At 71.6% G+C, this 18,508-nt stretch carries 9 protein-coding genes; 4 read left to right on the top strand and 5 right to left on the bottom strand.

Annotation, left to right across the window (positions count from 1 at the left end):
• Positions 1 to 368: 368 nt before the first annotated feature.
• Positions 369 to 926, bottom strand: a complete 558-nt coding sequence (locus ACIPEK_RS38115) for a MarR family transcriptional regulator (protein WP_327273955.1) — start codon at positions 924 to 926, stop codon at positions 369 to 371.
• 155 nt (positions 927 to 1,081) lie between these two features.
• Between ACIPEK_RS38115 and ACIPEK_RS38110 the strand changes: the two genes are divergently transcribed.
• Entirely contained in the window at positions 1,082 to 2,383 is a 1,302-nt protein-coding gene (locus ACIPEK_RS38110) for an MFS transporter (RefSeq protein WP_402006078.1), read from the top strand.
• A gap of 48 nt (positions 2,384 to 2,431) precedes the next feature.
• On the opposite strand, the gene ACIPEK_RS38105 is transcribed toward ACIPEK_RS38110, so the two are convergent.
• Both ACIPEK_RS38105 and ACIPEK_RS38100 read right to left on the bottom strand, forming a co-directional pair.
• A complete protein-coding gene (locus ACIPEK_RS38105) occupies positions 2,432 to 4,231 on the bottom strand; it encodes a SpoIIE family protein phosphatase (RefSeq protein WP_402006066.1) in 1,800 nt (599 codons plus the stop codon).
• A 187-nt stretch (positions 4,232 to 4,418) separates the two neighbouring features.
• Entirely contained in the window at positions 4,419 to 5,879 is a 1,461-nt protein-coding gene (locus ACIPEK_RS38100; protein ID WP_402006063.1) for an NAD(P)/FAD-dependent oxidoreductase, read from the bottom strand.
• A gap of 339 nt (positions 5,880 to 6,218) precedes the next feature.
• On the opposite strand from ACIPEK_RS38100, the gene ACIPEK_RS38095 reads away from it, so the two are divergent.
• The gene (locus tag ACIPEK_RS38095; RefSeq protein WP_402006060.1) at positions 6,219 to 7,127 is read left to right on the top strand and encodes a TetR/AcrR family transcriptional regulator; all 909 of its coding nucleotides are present in this window, start codon (positions 6,219 to 6,221) and stop codon (positions 7,125 to 7,127) included.
• 803 nt (positions 7,128 to 7,930) lie between these two features.
• Positions 7,931 to 9,940 (top strand): sigma-70 family RNA polymerase sigma factor, encoded by a 2,010-nt coding sequence (locus tag ACIPEK_RS38090; protein WP_402006057.1) that lies wholly within the window; start codon positions 7,931 to 7,933, stop codon positions 9,938 to 9,940.
• Here ACIPEK_RS38090 and ACIPEK_RS38085 read toward each other — a convergent pair.
• Together ACIPEK_RS38085 and ACIPEK_RS38080 are read right to left on the bottom strand one after the other, a co-directional pair.
• Positions 9,927 to 13,337 carry a BTAD domain-containing putative transcriptional regulator gene (locus ACIPEK_RS38085; protein WP_402006054.1) on the bottom strand — a complete coding sequence of 1,137 codons (3,411 nt, stop codon included), beginning with the start codon at positions 13,335 to 13,337 and terminating at the stop codon, positions 9,927 to 9,929. The genes ACIPEK_RS38090 and ACIPEK_RS38085 overlap by 14 nt on opposite strands.
• An 82-nt stretch (positions 13,338 to 13,419) precedes the next feature.
• Entirely contained in the window at positions 13,420 to 15,531 is a 2,112-nt protein-coding gene (locus ACIPEK_RS38080; protein ID WP_402006051.1) for an asparagine synthase-related protein, read from the bottom strand.
• Positions 15,532 to 16,761: 1,230 nt separating this feature from the next.
• On the opposite strand from ACIPEK_RS38080, the gene ACIPEK_RS38075 reads away from it, so the two are divergent.
• Positions 16,762 to 18,471 carry a sporulation protein gene (locus ACIPEK_RS38075; protein ID WP_402006048.1) on the top strand — a complete coding sequence of 570 codons (1,710 nt, stop codon included), beginning with the start codon at positions 16,762 to 16,764 and terminating at the stop codon, positions 18,469 to 18,471.
• Positions 18,472 to 18,508: the final 37 nt, after the last annotated feature.

Below are 18,508 nucleotides of genomic sequence, written 5' to 3'. Positions count from 1 at the left end.
TCGAAGCGGGGCCGCTTTCCAGTTCTTCGCTTTCGCGTTTCCCTTTCCGGCGAGTCCGACTCTATCAGATCCTTTCGGGCCTGATTCCCAGTCAGTGGGGTTTGTCTTCCCGGCTGTTGGGCCGTTCCGACGTCCAAACTCTAGCGGATTTTCCCGGCGACTCATAATCGAGTCTTCGAAATCAATTTCGGCATGCCGAAATTTTCCCGAGTGGGAGATCGTGCTGAGTTTTGGTTGCCGCATTCGCGGCAGGATCGGCTGCCGCAGAACCGTTCCGGCTCCGTGACAACTCGAAGAACCTTACGGATCGAGGTGGGACGTGTCAACTCCGCCAGGTCAAGCGGTTTTACCGCGTGTCCGACAGGAGTTCAGTCCAGGTCGGTGAGGCGGCCACCGGCGTCCGGCTGGGCGTGTTCCACGCGGCGCAGGAGGCGGATCAGCATGTCGCCGAGGACGCCGCGTTCGTCGCCCGTGAGGTCCTGGAGCAGGTCCTCCTCGAAGTCGGAGGCCATGCGCATCGCCTCCAGCCACTTCGTACGGCCCTCGTCGGTCAGCTCGACGATCACACGCACCCGGTTGTTCTCGTCCCGGTCGCGGGTGACCAGGCCCTCGCCCGCCATGCGGTCGATGCGGTGGGTCATCGCCGCCGGGGTGAGACCGAGGCGCTTGGCCAGCTCTCCCGGGCCCAGGCGGTACGGGGAGCCCGCCAGGACCAGGGTCTTGAGGACCTCCCACTCGGCGTTGCTGATGCCGAGGGCGGCGACCTGGCGTCCGTACGCCACGTTCATCCGGCGGTTCAGTCGGCCCAGGGCCGAGACGACCTGCTCGACCTGGGGGTCCAGGTCACGGAACTCGCGCTGATAGGCGGCGATCTGCTCGTCGAGGCTCGGCTCCTGGGGTCCGGGCTGCTCGGTGGTGTCAGGCATGGCGGGCAGTATCGCACGCCTTCCAAAGCCGTCGAAGTCCTTCGGTCTGAATTGTTGAGCTTCTAACTTTAGTGCTAAAGTCTTCGGGTTCGAGTCGTTCGGATGGCTCGACAAGTCGCTTCGAGACCTTGAGGTAGGTGAGTGTGACCAGGGAGATGGGTGCAGCACTGCGGCGGATCCAGCTGGGGAGCGCGCTGAGCGCGTTCGGGCTGGGGTTCACCGTTCCGTATCTGTACGTCTATGTGGCACAGGTACGGGATCTGGGTGCCGGTACGGCGGGAGTCGTGCTGGCGGTCTTCGCCATGGCAGCGCTCGCCGTTCTGCCGTTCACCGGGCGGGCCATCGACCGGCGCGGGCCGCTGCCCGTACTCGTCGTCGCCTCGGTCGTCGCTTCCCTGGGCGCTGCCGCCCTCGGCCTGTCGTCGGATGTGACCGCCGCCGTGCTGTCGGCCGCGATCCTCGGCGCGGGTACGGCCGTCATGCAGCCGGCGCTGGCCACCATGCTCGTGTGGTGCTCCAGCACCGCCACCCGTACGCGTGCCTTCGCCATGCAGTTCTTCCTGCAGAACCTCGGGCTCGGCATCGGCGGGCTGGTCGGCGGACAGATCGTCGACACGAATCGGCCGGAGACCTTCACCCTGCTGTTCCTCATCGAGGCCGCGATGTTCATCGTGCTCGGTGTCGTCGCCTCCACAGTGCGGCTGTCCCGGACGCCTTCCTTCTCCGACGCCAGGCCCACCGACGGGTCCAAGGCGCCGGGCGGGCTGCGGACGCTGCTCTCGCACCGGGCCATGGTGCAGCTGTGCGTGCTGGGCTTCGTGCTGTTCTTCGCCTGCTACGGACAGTTCGAATCCGGGCTCGCGGCGTACGGCACCGAGGCTGCCGGAATCCAGCCCTCGACGCTCGGTATCGCGCTGGCCGCGAACACCGCCGTCATCGTCGTGGCTCAGTTCGTCGTACTGCGTCTGGTGGAGCGCCGCAGGCGCAGCCGGGTCATCGCCTCGGTCGGTCTGATCTGGGCGGTCGCCTGGATCGTGGCGGGGTACGCGGGGCTCGGACACGGCAGCCAGACCATGGCGACGGCCGCGATGATCTCCACGTACGCGCTGTTCGGGCTCGGTGAGTCGATGCTGTCGCCGACCGTGGCGCCCCTGGTCGCCGATCTGGCGCCGGAGTCGATGGTCGGTCAGTACAACTCCGCGTTCGCCCTGTGCAAGCAGCTCGCGCTCGCGGTCGGTCCGGCCGTGGGCGGGCCGATGGGGGCGACGCTGCACGGCCCGTACATCGTGACGTTCGTGCTGTTCTCGCTGGGCATCACGGTGCTGGCGCTGCGGCTCGGCCGACGGCTCACTCCCGTACAGGATCAGCCGTCGATCGAGACGGTGCCGTCCAGGGTGGTGGCCGTGTCACTGCCGGAGGCCGAGCCCGTGGTTGCCTCCGCCGTCACCACTCGCTGAGGCGGTGGAGCGGTATAGACGAGTAGGGGTCCTGCTTCGGCAGGGCCCCTACTGCGGCAGGGTGAATTCGCACCAGACGGCTTTGCCGCCGCCAGGTGTGCGGCGGCTGCCCCAGGACGTGGCGATCGTCGCGACGATGGAGATGCCGCGGCCCGCTTCGTCCGCCGGGTCGGCTCGTCGGCGGCGCGGCAGGTGGTCGTCGCCGTCGGTCACCTCGATGATCAGGCGACGATCGGTGCGGCGCAGGCCCAGGCGCATCGGCGGGGTGCCGTGCTTGAGGGAATTCGCGACGAGTTCGCCGGCGGCCAGGACGCCCAGGTCGCAGAGCTCGACCGGGAAACGCCACGACGTCAGGACGCCGGTCGCGAAGGCGCGGGCGCGCGGGGCCGCTTCGATGCCGCCGAGAAGATCGAGCGAGGCGTTGTGGAACAGCTCCGCGTTCGCCCCCGTTCGGGCGGGGTGCTGGACCACCAGCACCGCCACGTCGTCGTCGTGTTCCGCCGTGACGCCGAGGGAGCGGATCAGCCGGTCACAGACCACCTGGGGGGACCCCTTGGCACCGGAGAGGGCGCGTTCCAGAGCGGCGACGCCCTCGTCGATGTCCTCGCTGCGGCGCTCCACCAGGCCGTCCGTGTAGAGGACCGCGGTGGAGCCGGGCGGCAGCGCGATCGTGCCCGATGTGTGGATCCAGCCGCCGGTGCCGAGCGGCGGTCCTGTCGGGTCCTCGGCGCGGTGGACCGTACCGTCCTCGTGGCACACCAGGATCGGGAGGTGCCCGGCGGAGGCGTAGACGAGCCGGCCCTCGTTCGGATCGTGGACCGCGTAGGCGCAGGTGGCGATCTGGCTGGCGTCGATCTCGGCGGCGAGACCGTCGAGGAGCTGGAGCACCTCGTGCGGCGGGAGGTCGAGGCGGGCATAGGCGCGCACGGCCGTGCGGAGCTGGCCCATGACGGCGGCGGCTCGCACCCCACGGCCCATCACATCCCCGATGACCAGGGCGGTGCGGCCTGCGCCGAGGGTGATGACGTCGTACCAGTCGCCGCCGACCGCGGCGTCCGTGCCGCCTGGCTGGTAGGTGGCGGCGATCCGCAGGTCGTCGGGCTGCTCCAGCTCCTGAGGGAGCAGGGAGCGCTGGAGGGTGACGGCCGTTTCGCGGTGGCGGCGCTCGCTGGCGCGGAGCCGTTCGGCCGCTTCGGCGTGGTCGGTGACATCGACGGCGTAGACGAGAACCCCGCCTTCGCCGCCTTTGTTCCTGTTCTTGCCGCTCCGGCTGCCCTTGTTCTGTTTCTTGTTCCCGTCCCTGTCCCCGTGTCCGTCGCCGCCGTCGGTTTCGCCGTCGCTGTCCCTGTGCACCGGGGTGCAGGTCACGGTGTACGAATTGCCGTTGCGGACCTTGCGGGACTTGACCGTACGGGGTGTGCCACTGCGCAGGACCTGGTCCATGAGGGGCAGCAGGCTGAGCTCGGTGAGCTCGGGCATGGCCTCGGCGGCGGTGGCGCCGGCCGGGCGCGGTCCGAAGGCGGCGGCGTAGGCGTCGTTGACGTACGCGATCCGGTGGTCGGGGCCGTACACCAGGGCCACCAGGGCGGGCAGCTGGCCGAGAATGTCCCGGGCCGAGAGATCCTCCAGGGCCGGGCCGCGATCGGGAGGTTCGCCGTGCGTGTCGTGGTGCGTGTCACCGCGCGTGTCGCCAGGCGTGTCACCGCGCGTGTCGTCGCCCGGCGGGCAGGACCCGGTCTCGGGCCGTGCGTACTCGGCGCGGGCCGAGGGCACGGGACTGCGGTCGTCCCGTGCGGCGGCGCGGCGCTGCGTTCCGGGTAGGCGGGCGCTCCAACGCGTGAAGTTCACGGAATTTCTGGCCTCGTGTGTCGGTCTGGTCCGCTTGGGCGGGCTGCTCACTGTCGGTCGCTGCCGGCCGGGTCACTCTGTGCAGGTGTGGGTCCACCCATGGTCACACGTCCAGTGTGACGGACCGTACTGACAGTTGTCGGTACGGCCGGGTCCCGGGTAGGTGCGCAGACGGGCCGACGGGCAGTCAGCCGCCGTTCCTCGGCGGGCCCTCGGGCCCTGGTGGGTGGCCGGGTCCCGGCGTGCCGTCGGCGTTCGGCGGGCCGGTCCGCCCGGGGCGTTTGCCTCCTGCGGCGAGTTCGAACTCGGCGCGCGGGTGTTCCAGCGAACCGAGGGAGACGATCTCGCGCTTGAAGAGCCCGGCGAGGGTCCATTCGGCAAGGACACGGGCCTTCCGGTTGAACGTCGGGACGCGGCTGAGGTGGTACGTACGGTGCATCAGCCAGGCCGGGTAGCCCCTGAGCTTACGACCGTAGACATGGGCGACGCCCTTGTGGAGACCGAGTGAGGCGACGGAGCCCGCGTAGCTGTGCCGGTACTCCTTGAGGGGTTCGCCGCTGATCGACGCGAGGACGTTCTCGGCGAGGACCTTGGCCTGGCGCACGGCGTGCTGGGCGTTGGGGGCGGTCTCCTTGCCCGTTTCCGCGGCGGTCAGGTCGGGTACGGCCGCGGCGTCCCCGGCGGCCCAGGCATGCTCGACCCCTTCGACGGTGAGTTCCGCCGTGCATGTGAGCCTGCCGCGCTCGTTGAGCGGCAGGTCGGTGGCGGCGAGGATCGGCGCGGGTTTGACGCCCGCGGTCCACACAAGGGTGCGGGTCGGGAAGCGGGAACCGTCGCTCAGGACGGCGATCCGGTCCTCGCAGGACTCCAGCCGGGTGTCGAGGCGTACGTCGATATTGCGGCCTCGCAGCTCACGGATCGCGTAGGTGCCCATGGCGTCGCCGACCTCGGGAAGGATGCGGCCGGTCGCCTCCACGAGGATCCATTTCAGGTCCTCCGCCTTGATGTTGTGGTAGTACCGCGAGGTGTAGCGGGCCATGTCCTCCAGCTCGGCCAGGGCCTCGACGCCCGCGTACCCGCCGCCGACGAAGACGAACGTGAGGGCGGCGTCGCGGATGGCCGGGTCGCGGGTGGCGGAGGCGATGTCCATCTGCTCGATGACATGGTTGCGCAGGCCGATGGCCTCCTCGATGGTCTTGAAGCCGATGCCGTGGTCGGCGAGGCCGGGGACCGGGAGGGTGCGCGAGACGGAGCCTGGTGCGAGGACGAGTTCGTCGTACGGGATCTCGACGGCGCCGGTGCCGTCCTCCCCGGTGGCGAGGGTGGTGACGGTCGCCGTGCGTTTGGCGTGGTCGATGCGTTGCGCCTCACCGATCACGATCTTGCAGTGCATCAGGATCCGGCGGAGCGGCACGACGACGTGACGCGGTGAGATCGAACCGGCGGCCGCTTCGGGCAGAAATGGCTGATACGTCATATAAGGCTCGGGTGTGACGACGACGATCTCGGCCTCACCGTTCCTGAGTCTCTGCTTCAGCTTCCGCTGGAGACGCAGCGCTGTGTACATCCCGACGTAGCCGCCGCCGACGACGAGAATGCGCACACCCGGCGGGGGGCCGGGGGGTGTTCCCCCGGAATCTGAAGCCATCACCACCCCATGACGCAACGTGCTCCAGGGTTTGTCCACAGCCCCGGCAAATTGTGTGACCGGACGTTCTGGACGGGCCGCTGTTGCCGATCGCGGCTACAACACGGAAGCTGCGCAGGTCAGGGGTTGGAGTGGGGGTCGCGGGCGGGGGTCGAATCAGTAACCAACCGGTCCTTGCTCCGATCGGGGGGCGCTCCGTGCGGAACTACCCCCTTCTGAATTGACTCGGGCTCAACTATGTTCGTGTGTCGTCGGGGTGTCGGGTTGGGGCCATGATCCACACTCTGACTAAACGGCGGGAAGTCTCCGGGGGGAGACGTCATAACCGGGGGAACAGCTATGCACATTCAGGATTCTCATTGGCAGACTGCTACGGCAGTTACGCCCCATTCGTCCGACGGAAACGGACGAAACGGGGCGGTAGGGACAGTGGACACGGTGGGTCCGGTCGCGGCAGCCGGAACAGGCGGCACGACCGGAACAGCCGGGGCCACCGGAGCGAACGGACGCTCGGCTCCGCTCCGCGTGGACGCACAGCGCAATCTGGAGCATGTGCTGCGAGCCGCACGCGAGGTGTTCGGTGAGCTGGGATACGGGGCTCCGATGGAAGACGTGGCGCGTCGCGCCAAAGTCGGAGTCGGCACGGTGTACCGGCGGTTCCCGAGCAAGGACGTGCTGGTGCGGCGGATAGCCGAAGAGGAGACCTCCCGGCTGACGGACCAGGCGCGGACCGCGCTGGGCCAGGAGGAAGAGCCGTGGTCGGCGCTGTCGCGCTTCCTGCGAACGTCCGTGGCCTCGGGCGCGGGGCGGCTGCTGCCGCCGCAGGTGCTGCGGGTCGGGGTCGATGCCGACGCCGACGCCGACGGCTCGAACGCGGTCCGGGAGTCGCAGGCCATAGCGGCCTCCGTATCGGACTCGGGTCCGGGCAGTACTCGGGATGAGACGCGGGTGCCTCAGCAACGGCAGGGCGCGGGTCAGGCCGACCTCCGGCCGGCCGACGGGCCTTCCGTAACGGAGACCGGCATCGAGGACGACACGGGAGCCGGCGAACTGCTGGAGGTCGTCGGCCGGCTGGTGGACCGGGCACGGGCAGCCGGTGAGCTGCGCCATGATGTGACGGTGGCGGATGTGCTGCTGGTCATCGCGACGGCGGCGCCTTCGCTGCCCGACGCGGATCAGCAGGCTGCGGCTTCGAGCCGACTGCTGGACATCCTGCTGGAGGGGCTGCGCTCTCGACCAGCCGCGTGAGAGGGCTGCGCGGTAGCGGAGCGCACGTGCGTGCCGGTGTGTGAGCGTGGCGCGCGGGCGTGCCGGTGCGCGGGCGTGCCGGCGTGGTGCGCGGGCGTGCCGACGCGGCGAGATGGCTGCGTCGGCGCGGGAGCACGGCACGTTGGGCGCGGTGACTGTGGCGGCACGTGAGCGCGGTGACGCCTGAGAGTGCGGGTGCGTGGGCGTGTTGTGCGTGGGTGCGCCGGCTCTCCGGGCGGGTGGCTGGGCGCGCCGTCGGATCGGACCGGGTGGCTGGGGCGCGCCGTCGGGCGCGATTGGCCTGGCGTGAATGCGCTGGGCGTCGAGCGGTGGGCGTGGCCCGTTCAGGCGGGTCCCGCTCGGCAGCCCATCGTTGCTCGTGCACCGCTCGTCTTCCCCTTCCCCCTCCCCTTCCCCTTCCCCTTCCCCTTGCGGCCTCCGAGTCCGTCCTCTCGACCGCTCCTGGACCGGGGCGCGCTCTGCCCGCCGATCGGCTCTCTGTGGCGCCGTCTCAGCTCTCCTCCGGTTCTTCGGCGGCTCTCGGACGTCGCTTGAATGGCTCTTGATCGGCGTGTCTTCCGCGCTTGATCGGCCCTTGTCGGTGGGGCTGCTGCCCTTGGTCTGGAACCCACCCGTGCAGAAAAAAACTCCCTTAGCCTTCCCCGAATGAGTGGCCGCTAGTGCTCACATTCGGGAAAACGCCCCGGATGAGTGGTTGCCGGGGCTGAAGGTTCGGCGTGATTGCGCCATGTGGCAGTCTTGCCCGGTGTTCGGGTCCGAAAGCGCATACGGGGGCTTCCGCGATGAGCCGTGACGGTCAGCAGGAAGAGTCGTTCGACGACGTTCCCGCCGTGGGTGGTGTGGCGGAGACCGGTGGACTGTCCTCCCGGCAGGTACCGAGTCAGGGCGGACCCGGGCGGTCGGGTGGTGACGCCAAGGGCGGTACCGTCCTGCCCGGTCCGCGGCCGGGACGTATCAGGGCCGACATCGCAGTGCCGATGCAGCGGGAGGGCGGCCGAACCACCACCGCCGATGCCTCCGGCCCCGCTTTCTCCGACGCCGAGTTGATCAGGCACATGCGGGACGGCGACGATCTCGCGTACGAGGAGCTGTTCCGGCGGCACTCGGACGCGGTGCGCCGCTACGCGCGGACCTGCTGCCGGGACGCGCACACCGCCGACGACCTGACGGCCGAGGTCTTCGCCCGCACACTGCAGGCGGTGCGCAGAGGCAAGGGGCCGGAAGAGGCGGTACGGGCCTACCTCATGACGGCTGTCCGGCATGTCGGAGCCGCGTGGACCAAGACCGCGAAGCGGGAGCAATTGGTCGATGACTTCGCGGTGTTCGCCGCCCAGGCATCCCAGTCCTCCCAGGTGTCGGACGCGGACACGCTCGACCTCGGTGCCGATGTGCTGGCGATGCACGAGGCCGAGCAGTCGATGGCGATGCAGGCGTTCCGCAGTCTGCCGGAGCGCTGGCAGGCGGTGCTGTGGCACACCACTGTCGAGGAGGAGTCGCCCAGCGATGTCGCCCCGCTGTTCGGGCTGACCGCCAATGCCACGGCGGTGCTGGCCAGCCGGGCCCGCGAAGGGCTCAAGCAGGCCTACCTGCAGGCGCATGTGAGCCAGGCGCTCACCTCGGGCGGCGACTGTGCGCGTTACGCCGACCGCCTCGGCGCGTATGCCCGGGGTGGACTCCGGATGCGCGCCGAGCGCGGGTTGCGGGGGCATCTGGACGAGTGCGTGAAGTGCCGGCTCGCCGCAGGCGAGCTGGCCCATGTCAACGCCGGGATTCCTGCGCTGCTGCCGGTCGCGGTCATCGGCTGGTTCGCCGCCGGGTATGCGCTCAAGGCTGCCGGAATCGTCGCCGGTGGCGCGGCGGGAGCCGCGGGCGCGGGTGCCGCCGCAGCGGCGACCGGTGGAAGCTCGTCCGGGGGCTCGGCCGGTGGTGCCGCGCTCTCGGAAGGGCTCGGTGCCCCGGCGAAGGCCGGTATCGCGGCGGCGGCTGCCGTGGCCGTGACGGCCGGACTGGCCTGGGCACTGGTCGGCAACGACCAGCCGAAGCCCGAGGCCAGACATGCGGCCAAGCCGGCTGCCGTGGCGCCCGCGATGCCGACGCCCGCACCGCCGAGGCCGAAGCCGACACCGCCGCCGAAGCCCGATGCGCCGGCACCGCCCGCACCGCCTGCCCCGTCCCCGACGCCCCCACCGAAGCCGACGCCTACTCCGACACCGACGCCTACTCCGACACCGACCCCGACCCCTACTCCGACACCGACTCCGACGCCCACCCCCAAGCCGGCATCGCCCCCCAAGCCCTCGACGCCTGCCACGTCACAACCGCCCGCCCCGACCCCACCTCCGGTTCCGCCCGCGCCGATCGTCTACCGGGTCAGCGAGCTGAGCTACTCGATGCTGGGTGACCACACCCGACCGGAGGTGGTGATCGGTGAGAGCAACTGGGTCTGGCAGCGCTCCGGCCTGCGGATCGGCGGCACGCAGTACGCGCACGGGGTGACCGTCCACAGCAAGTCATCGGTCACCATTCAGCTGAACCGGCAGTGCACTCGGTACGAGGCCATGGTCGGGGTCGACGACATGGCGATGGGGTTCGGCACGGTGCGCTTCTCCGTCTTCAACGGTGACGGGACGCGGCTGTGGCAGTCCCCGGTGATGAACGGTAACGACCCTGCCGTACCCGTCGGGGTCGGTATCACCGGTCAGCAAAGGATCCGGCTCGTCGTCGAGCGGGTAGAACCGGGCGGCGGCGCGGCCCTCGCCGACTGGGCGGATTCGACCATCAGTTGTCGGTGAGGGGGCCCGGGAGTTCTGCGGTGATGCGGGTCAGGAGCTCGATGACGTCGTCGACCGTCAGCGTGCGGCCTGCGGCGCGCTCCGACTCGTACAGCTGAGGTCCCAGTGTCTCGCGCGCCTGTCGCTCGACCTCGTCCGCCTCGGCCTGTTGCGCCTTGGTTCTGGGGCCGGACAGACGCCAGCCGTCGGCCGCCCCCAGGATCCGTACGGCAGCTCCGTGGCGGCGCACCTTCAGCAGCACGGTCGCCACGCTGTCCGCCAGATGTCCGGTGACGAGCTCGGCGCACTGGGCGTCCCGCGCCGCGCGCAGTGCGAGCGTCAGACCCCGTATCCCGGCCACCGGGCCGCCCTCGGGGCCCGGCTCGTGCACGGCGATCCGGGCAGCCAGCCCTTCGACCACCGCGGTGAAGTGCGACGGCGGGCTGCCGCGTCCGGCCGAGGCCTCCGCCTCGGTGACCAGCCGTCGCGCCTTCGCGATCTCGCCGCGGTCCAGGGCCAGGGTGGCGCGCAGGAAGTGGGCGTAGGCGCGGGCGTCGTGCACCTGGTAGCGCTCTGCCTCGGTCTCCGACTCGGTCAGAGTCCGCTCGAAGCCCGCCATGTCCCCAATCCGGTAGTCGAGTTCGGCGAGGCGGGCGAGAAGGAACGGTCCCTCGGCGTGCGCCCCGACCTCACGGGCGAGCAGCAACGCCTCCTCGTACGCCGCGCGCGCCTCCTCGTACCGTCCGCGCATCATGCCGGCCTCCGCGGCTGCGCCCGCGACCTGCGCACGCAGCCAGCGGTCGCCGACGCGGCGGCCCAGCTCGCGCAGCTCGGCGAGATCGTCGTCGACACCGGGCATGCCGCCGGGCATGTCGACGACCATGTGGGTACGGAACAACAGCGTGACGCCGTACTCCCAGCCGCCGCCGTGGATACGGGCGTTGGCGACCGCCATATCGATCATCTCGTGCGCTTCGGCGGTGGTGCGGCTCACGAACAAGGTGATCGGCCAGATCAGTCCCGGGAAACGGGCGGACTGCGGCCCGGACGACCCGAACGCGTCGGCCACCCGGCCCATCAGGGCCCGGCGCCGGTCATCACCGCGGATGTCGTCGGCCGGGCCGCTCTCCGCAGCGAGGAAGTACCGCAGTACCTCCAGATGCATGCGCGGCCAGAAGCGGGGGTCGCTGCCGTCGTCCGGTTCCGGTCCGAGCGCCACGGCCCGCTCGGCCCAGGTGAGGCCCTCGGGACGGAAGTTCCGCAGAAACCAGAACCACCCCATACCGAGAACCAGGCGCACCGCATCCGGTTCGGACGGGGTGGTGACGATGGAGCGGTGGAGAGCGGCCCGGATGTTGTCGAGGTCCGTCTCCAGGCGTGTGATCCAGGGGAGCTGGTCGCCGGAGCGAAGGCGGGGCTCGGCCTCCTCGACCAGTGCGACGAAGTACGCGGTGTGCGCGCTCGCGGCGGCGGCGCGGACGTCCGGGGTCTCGGCGGCGCGTTCGGTGGCGTACTCGTGGATGGTCTCCAGGAGGCGGTAGCGCATCTCACCGGAGGCGGTCGGGGTGGCGACGACGAGGGACTTGTCGACGAGAGCGCCGATCAGGTCGGCGGTGGAGTGCCGGGCTGGGGCTTCGGTGGCAGGGGGTGCTCCAGCCGTGGTGACGGCTTCTGCGGCGGGCAGGTCCCAGCCACCCGCGAAGACGGAGACCTGCCGCAGAACCGCGCGTTCGTCCTCGTCGAGCAGGTCCCAGGACCAGTCGACGACGGCGCGCAGCGTCTGCTGACGCGGCAGTACGGTGCGGGATCCACCGGTCAGCAGACGAAACCGGTCGTCGAGCCGGTCCGCGATCTGGCGCGGGCTGAGCAGCCGCAGCCGGGCAGCGGCGAGTTCGATGGCGAGCGGCTGTCCGTCGAGCCGCCGGCAGATCTCGGCGACGGCGTCCGGATCGTGTGCGGCCTCCTGCTCGGGGTCGAAGTCGGGACGTACGGCGCGGGCGCGCTCGGCGAACAGCCTGTGGGCGGGGTCGGCCGGAAGCGGGCCGACCGGGCGTACGGATTCGCCGGGGACGCCGAGGGGTTCGCGGCTGGTGGCGAGGATGCGCAGCTGCGGGCAGTGGGTGAGCAGGCTCTCGGCGAGGGCGGCGGCCGCGTCGATGACGTGTTCGCAGTTGTCCAGAATGAGCAGGAAGGGGCGGATGCGGGAGCAATGCGCCAGGTGCTCGACGAGAAGGTCGGTCGGGTCGGTGCGCAGCGGCTGCCCGTCGCGGTTGTTGTCCCGGAGAAGGGTCGTCTCACGCAGGCCGAGAGCGGAGAGTACGGCTCCGGGAACGTCCACGGGGTCGTCCACGGGGGCGAGTTCCGCGATCCAGACGTCCGTGGGGGCCGGGACCGTCCGGCCTCCCTGGGCGGCGGCCTCCTCGGCGAGACGGGTCTTGCCGGAGCCGCCGGGGCCGGTGAGGGTGACCAGACGGGACCGGGTCAGATCGGCGCGGATGGAGCGCAGTTCGGGCTCACGGCCGACGAACGAGGTGAGCCGGGGGCGGAGGTTGCCTCGACCGGGGGCGTGGTTCGGTGTGTCGGGTGAGCCTGACGCGGCCGGTGCAGCAGGTGCGGCAGATGCGGCTGTTTCAGATGATGCGCCCGACGGAGGAGTAAGCAACTCCCGGTGAAGTGCAACCAGTTCCGGTCCGGGATCGGTGCCGAGGCGGTCGGCGAGGGCGCGGCGAGCGTCCTCGTAAGCGGCCAGCGCGTCGGCCTGGCGGCCATCGGCGCGCAGGGCGCGGATCAGCTGGGCCCGGAAGCGTTCGTCGTACGGGTGGGCCGCGGTCAGCTCCTTGAGCTCCGGTACGAGGGTGCGCGGGCCGGCAGCAGGCCGCACGCCGACAGCGGCACCCGCACCGGCACCGGTCGCCGCACACCGCAGGTCGGCCTCGATGCGGCGTTCCAGCGCGGCCAGACGGTGGGCCTCCGGGCGCAGGCCGTGGCCGTGGTCCCGGTCCGGCAGGTCGGCCAGGGCCGGGCCGCGCCACAGTGCGAGCGCGGTACGGAGCGTGCGGGCCGCCGTCACGGGGTCGCCCGCGTCGAGCTCGGCGGCCCCCTGCCGGGACAGCCGCTCGAACACATGCAGGTCGACCTCGTCGGGCGCGGCCTCCAGGCGGTAGCCGCCGTGGGTGCTCGTGATCGCATCCCTGCCCAGCACACGGCGCAGCCGGCCCACGAGGGCCTGGAGCGCGGCGGGAGCGTCGTACGGGGGGTCGCCGGCCCATACGTCGTCGACGAGATCGGCGACGCGGACGGGCCGACCCGTACGCAGGGCGAGGGCGGCGAGGAGGGCGCGCAGCCGCGTACCGCCCATGGGCAGCGCACTGCCGTTCTCGTCTCGCGCCTCGGTGACGCCCAGGATCAGGTACCGCACCCGGCCATTCTGTCCCGCGGGGCGGCCGGAAGCAGAGGCCCACCGACAACGGCTGCTACAGCTACTACAGCTGCTACGCCTGCTATGGCTGCAGTGTCCGCCTCGCCGGGACGACTCCGCCCGCGACCGCACGCTGGCGGGGTGCCGCCGTGCCCGTCCAGCAGGTGCCGCGCCGCGAGACGAGGCGGCGGAGCCAGAGTTCCGTGGCCGCCAGGTGCGCCAGGCCGTCCAGCGGGAGTGGTTCGCCCTCCGAAGCCGCGCGCAGGGCCTTTCGTACGACACGGGCCTCGACCAGGCCCGCGTCGGCGAGCAGCGGTGCGTCGAAGAGGGCGATCAGGTCGGGGAGGGCGGCGCGCAGTCCGGTGCGGGCGGTCGCGTCCGAGGTGGCGAGGGAAGGGGCGCCCCAGCCGGGCGGCAATTCGTGGATGCCCGCGCCCGCGAGCACCCGGCGCAGAACCGCGGCGCGGGCGCCCGGCTGGACCCGGAGCGATTCGGGGAGCGCACGGGCGGCGCGTACGACCTGATTGTCGAGGAACGGGGCGTGCAGCCGCTGGCTGCGGTTCTCCGCGGCCTGCTCCAGGATCCGGTGGTCGGCGGCGTACCGGGCAAGGGCGGCCCGGGCGCGGGCCTCACCCGGGCGCTGGACGGAGGCGGGGCGGATCGCCGCCTCCTGCAGACGAACCGATACTTCGGCGAGCGCCTCCCCCGTGAGCCAGCGCGCGGCGGGCCCCGGCCGCGACCAGGCGAGGGCGGCGAGCGAGGCGTCGGCAGGAGTGTCGAGTTCGGGGGTGTGGCGGTTGGCGTCCGGCAGCCGGTCGGCCGCCGTTTCCAGGCCGGTGCGGTAGGACGTACGGGACAGGCGGCGGGCCGCGCGGTAGACGGTCAGCGGAACGAAGAGAGAGTGCGCGGTCGGGCCCTCGGCCTTGGCGAGTGCGGCGACCGGGCGCAGCAGATGGCGTCGGCGCCGGTCCATCAGCAGGTCGGCGAGGCGGGCCGGGTGGGCGTCGAGCACCTGCCGCGCGCCGCCGCCGACGAAGTGGTCGGCGCTGCCGGAGGCGAGGCGGCGGCGGTGGCGCTCGGCGACGACGAGGGACGGGGCGGGTTCATCGGTGAGCGGGCCGGCGCCCAGGTCGGCGTAGGGCAGGGCCTCCTCCCCGGCGGCGACGACGACATGGTGCAGGCGCGGGTTGGCGGCGATGACCCGGGCGCGTTCGAGTTCGTCCTCGTGTCCGCGTGCGGTGAGGTCGTTGAAGGTGACAGCGAGCAGCCGCTCCCCCGCGCCCGTGCCGTGGCCGAGGAGGGTGCCGGGCAGGCCCGGCAGTCCGGCGGCGAGCAGGGCGAGGGTGGCGGAGGCGCTGCCTCCGGAGAGGTCGGCGCCGATTCCGGGTACCGGTGCGCCGCGGGCGGCGCGTCGTTCGGCGGGCCCCATGCCGGGGACCGGTCCGGGGTCGGGCGGCAGGGTTTCGGGTGCGTGGCGCGGGGCGGTGAGTCTGGCGCGTACGGCTTCGATCAGTGCGTCGCGCACTCCGTCGACGGCGCTGACCGGGTCGAGTTGGGGCGCGGCGACGGCGAGGGACGCCACCGCCTCGTACCCGGTGATCTCGCGCGAGCCTTCGCGGAGGATGAGCGCGTGCCCCGGCGGGATGCGCTTCACTCCCGCGTACGGGGTGCCGTCGCGCAGCGCCTCCGGTGTTTCGGGGCAGGCGAGCAGGGCAGCCAGGTGACCGATGTCCAGCTGGGCTTCGATGAGGTCGGCGAGCGGGAGTGCGGCGGTGGCGTACGCCGTACCGCCGGCCCAGGGTGTGTAGAAGACCGGGCGGGCTCCGGCGAGGTCCCCGATGACGGTGATCCGGCGGCCGACCTGGACGACGGTCGTGTAGCTGCCGGGCCAGGAGGTGAGATGACGCAGGGCTCCGCCGCGGGCGGCGAGGAGGCCGGCGCGCAGCTGCTCATCGGTTGCGCTGCAGCAGCCGAGGACGGCGAGCCGGGCGGTGGGCGCGCCTTCGGCGGTTTCGGCCGCGCTGACACGAATCTCGTCGGGGCGCCAGTCGCCGACGGCCCAGAGAGGGTCGGGGTCTCCCCACAGGAGTTGGGATCCGACGGGGTGCATCGTGCGCCCCTCGTCGGCGGCGCCGACGGCACCGGCCGTACCGAAGCTCGCGGCGATACTGCTCCACCCCACCAACCAACGCATCGCCGCCTCCACAGGCTGTGGACAAAACGGCGCAGCAGGAAAGTACCGGGAGAACTGCGGTAGCGCGCGGCGCCGTTGCGAACATGCTGCCACGACAAAGGCGCGCAGGAGGGGCTACGGACGGCGCACGTCGCAAGCGCATGCGCCCCTGGCAAAGGCCGGACCGGGCCGGACGGCGGACGGGTGCGGACGGACGCACATCGGGGCGGCAATCGGCGGCAGGTTTCCCGGGGGCTGACCGGCGCGCGTCCCGCGCGAGGCGGCTCGTGCGCCAACGGGCTTTCGGCTTGGGCGTGTTGCGTTCCCCGTACGCGCGAGATCTACCGGCCGAAATCCAGCCACACCCCGAACCGCCCGCGGACTGGTGGCGGACGACCTCCGAACGGTCGACGCAATGTCCGCGAATCGCTCGGCCCAACCTAGGGCGACCGACGACATTCAGCCATTCTCAGAGCACACTGCAACCTGACGACAGGGAACTCGACGCATCAGAAGTCCCTTTTCGCCCCACTTCATTCCCTGATTCTTCCCGAATCGCTCCTGGAATCCTCCGTCGGCCGCAGGAGATCGCCACCGGGGCGGCGGGCGGCCCCGGCACAGACCTCGCACCCGGCCCCGTACCGCTGTCGACGCACAGTCCGGGAGGTGCTGTTCACCTCCCGGACCGGTCCGCCGCCTGCGGGGAATGAGGCGGCAGTGTCCCCCAGCCCACTGAGTCCAATGCAGTGGACCGACCCACGCAGCAACCATGGAAGCGCTTCCGAAACGGCCGTACGAGAGCGCACGGCCGGGCGCACGGCCACACACCAGGAGCACGTACAAGGCTCGGCGGGCGGTGTCGCCGCCACGTGCGAACGGTGCCTCCGGGAGCGCATGAACGGGGCGTCGAGCGGGGTCCCGGGCCGGGTCCGAGCCGGGTTCCGGGCCGCTGTGCGCGGCAACCGGAGCGGCACCGCGGCGGCACCGCGGCGGCAACCGGAGCGGCGCCGCGAAGCCGCTCGCGTCCGCACGGACAACAATCCCGCCATACGGACGTCTGCCCCTTAACGGTAGGGATGCGGCGAACTACGCTGGGTTTACTGAGGTTCTCGGCAGGAGGCATATTCCTCGGGGCTCGGCCAAATGCGTGTGCGGCCGGAGTGCCGGGGTTCGTCCCTGGGGAGGACACGGTACGAATGCCGCGCGCCGCAACGGTGACGCGGCTGCCGTCTGTGTGTCGAGGGGTGGCGCATGTCCAGGGAGCAACGCGGACCGAACGAGAAGCTCGGAACCGTTCTCGCCCTCGCGGGAATCAGCAACGCCGGGCTGGCCCGGCGGGTCAACGACCTCGGGGCGCAGCGCGGTCTTACACTCCGGTACGACAAGACGTCGGTGGCCCGGTGGGTCGCCAAGGGCATGGTGCCGCAGGGCGCCGCGCCCCATCTCATCGCGGCGGCGATCGGCGCCAAACTCGGCCGGCCGGTCCCGCTGCATGAGATCGGGCTCGCGGACGCCGATCCGGCGCCGGAGGTCGGACTGGCCTTTCCGCGCGATGTGTCCGAGGCCGTCCGCTCGGCAACCGAGCTGTACCGGCTGGATCTGGCCGGGCGACGGGCGGGCAGCGGCGGGATCTGGCAGTCGCTGGCGGGTTCGTTCTCGGTGAGTGCGTACGCGACGCCCGCGTCCCGCTGGCTGATATCCCCCGCCGACCCGTCGGTGGCGCGCGACTCGACAGCCGCCGAGGCAGCCATCCTCGGCACCCAGGGCGCAAGGGGCGCACGCCCCAGTGCAGGGGCGCAGAGGACGCCGGGTACGGCGGGCACGGCAGCGGGGCAGAGCGCGGAGGCGGAGTCCGGCGCGCCGGGCCTGGCAGGAACGGCGGGCACATCCGGCGCGGCGGGGGCCCTGGCAGCTCAGGCGACGCCGGTAGCCCTGGGGACACAGCGGACACCGTCCATCCCCGCCCAGCCGGGCCCGGGGACCGCGTCCACACCCACGCCCACGCCCACCAGCGCGAACACGATCACGAGCGACATCTCCCCGCTGCGGGTCGGCCACAGCGATGTCTCCAAACTGCGCGAGGCGGCCCAGGACGCCCGCCGCTGGGATTCCAAGTACGGCGGCGGGGACTGGCGTTCCTCCATGGTCCCCGAGTGCTTACGCGTGGATGCCGCGCCACTGCTGCTCGGTTCGTACAGCGACGAGGTGGGCCGGGCGCTCTTCGGCGCAGCGGCCGAACTGACCAGACTCGCCGGGTGGATGGCCTTCGACACCGGCCAGCAGGAGGCCGCGCAGCGCTACTACATCCAGGCACTGCGGCTCGCGCGGGCCGCGGCCGACGTACCTCTCGGCGGCTATGTGCTCGCCTCGATGTCACTGCAGGCGACCTACCGCGGCTTCGCCGACGAGGGGGTCGACCTCGCGCAGGCAGCCGTCGAACGCAACCGGGGGCTCGCCACGGCCCGCACCATGAGCTTCTTCCGCCTGGTGGAGGCGCGCGCACACGCGAAGGCGAGTGACGCGCCGGCCGCAGGGGCAGCGCTGAAGGCCGCCGAGGGATGGCTGGAGCGTTCCAGGGACGGCGATGCGGACCCCTCCTGGCTGGGCTTCTACTCGTACGACAGGTTCGCGGCCGATGCCGCGGAGTGCCACCTCGACCTGAAGGCGCCCCGGCAGGTGCGGCGCTTCACCGAGCAGGCCCTGTCCAGACCCACCGAGGAATTCGCCCGCTCGCACGGACTGCGGCTCGTGGTGTCGGCGGTGGCCGAGCTGGAGTCGGGGAATCTGGACGCGGCCTGCGCGGCGGGCACCCGGGCGGTGGAGGTGGCGGGCCGCATCTCCTCGGCGCGGACCACGGAGTACGTACGGGATCTGCTGCACCGGCTCGAACCGTACGGGCACGAGCCGCGCGTCGCCGAGCTGCGTGAAAGGGCCCGGCCGCTGCTGGTGGCGCCCGCGTAGCCGGACCGCGCAGGACGGACCCACGCACCTCCTCACC

The sequence above is a fragment of the Streptomyces sp. NPDC088246 genome, from assembly GCF_044741025.1.
In the GTDB taxonomy this organism is placed as follows: domain Bacteria; phylum Actinomycetota; class Actinomycetes; order Streptomycetales; family Streptomycetaceae; genus Streptomyces.
The sequence above is the reverse complement of the archived record's forward strand: the minus strand, read 5'-3'. Positions and strand labels throughout refer to the sequence as shown.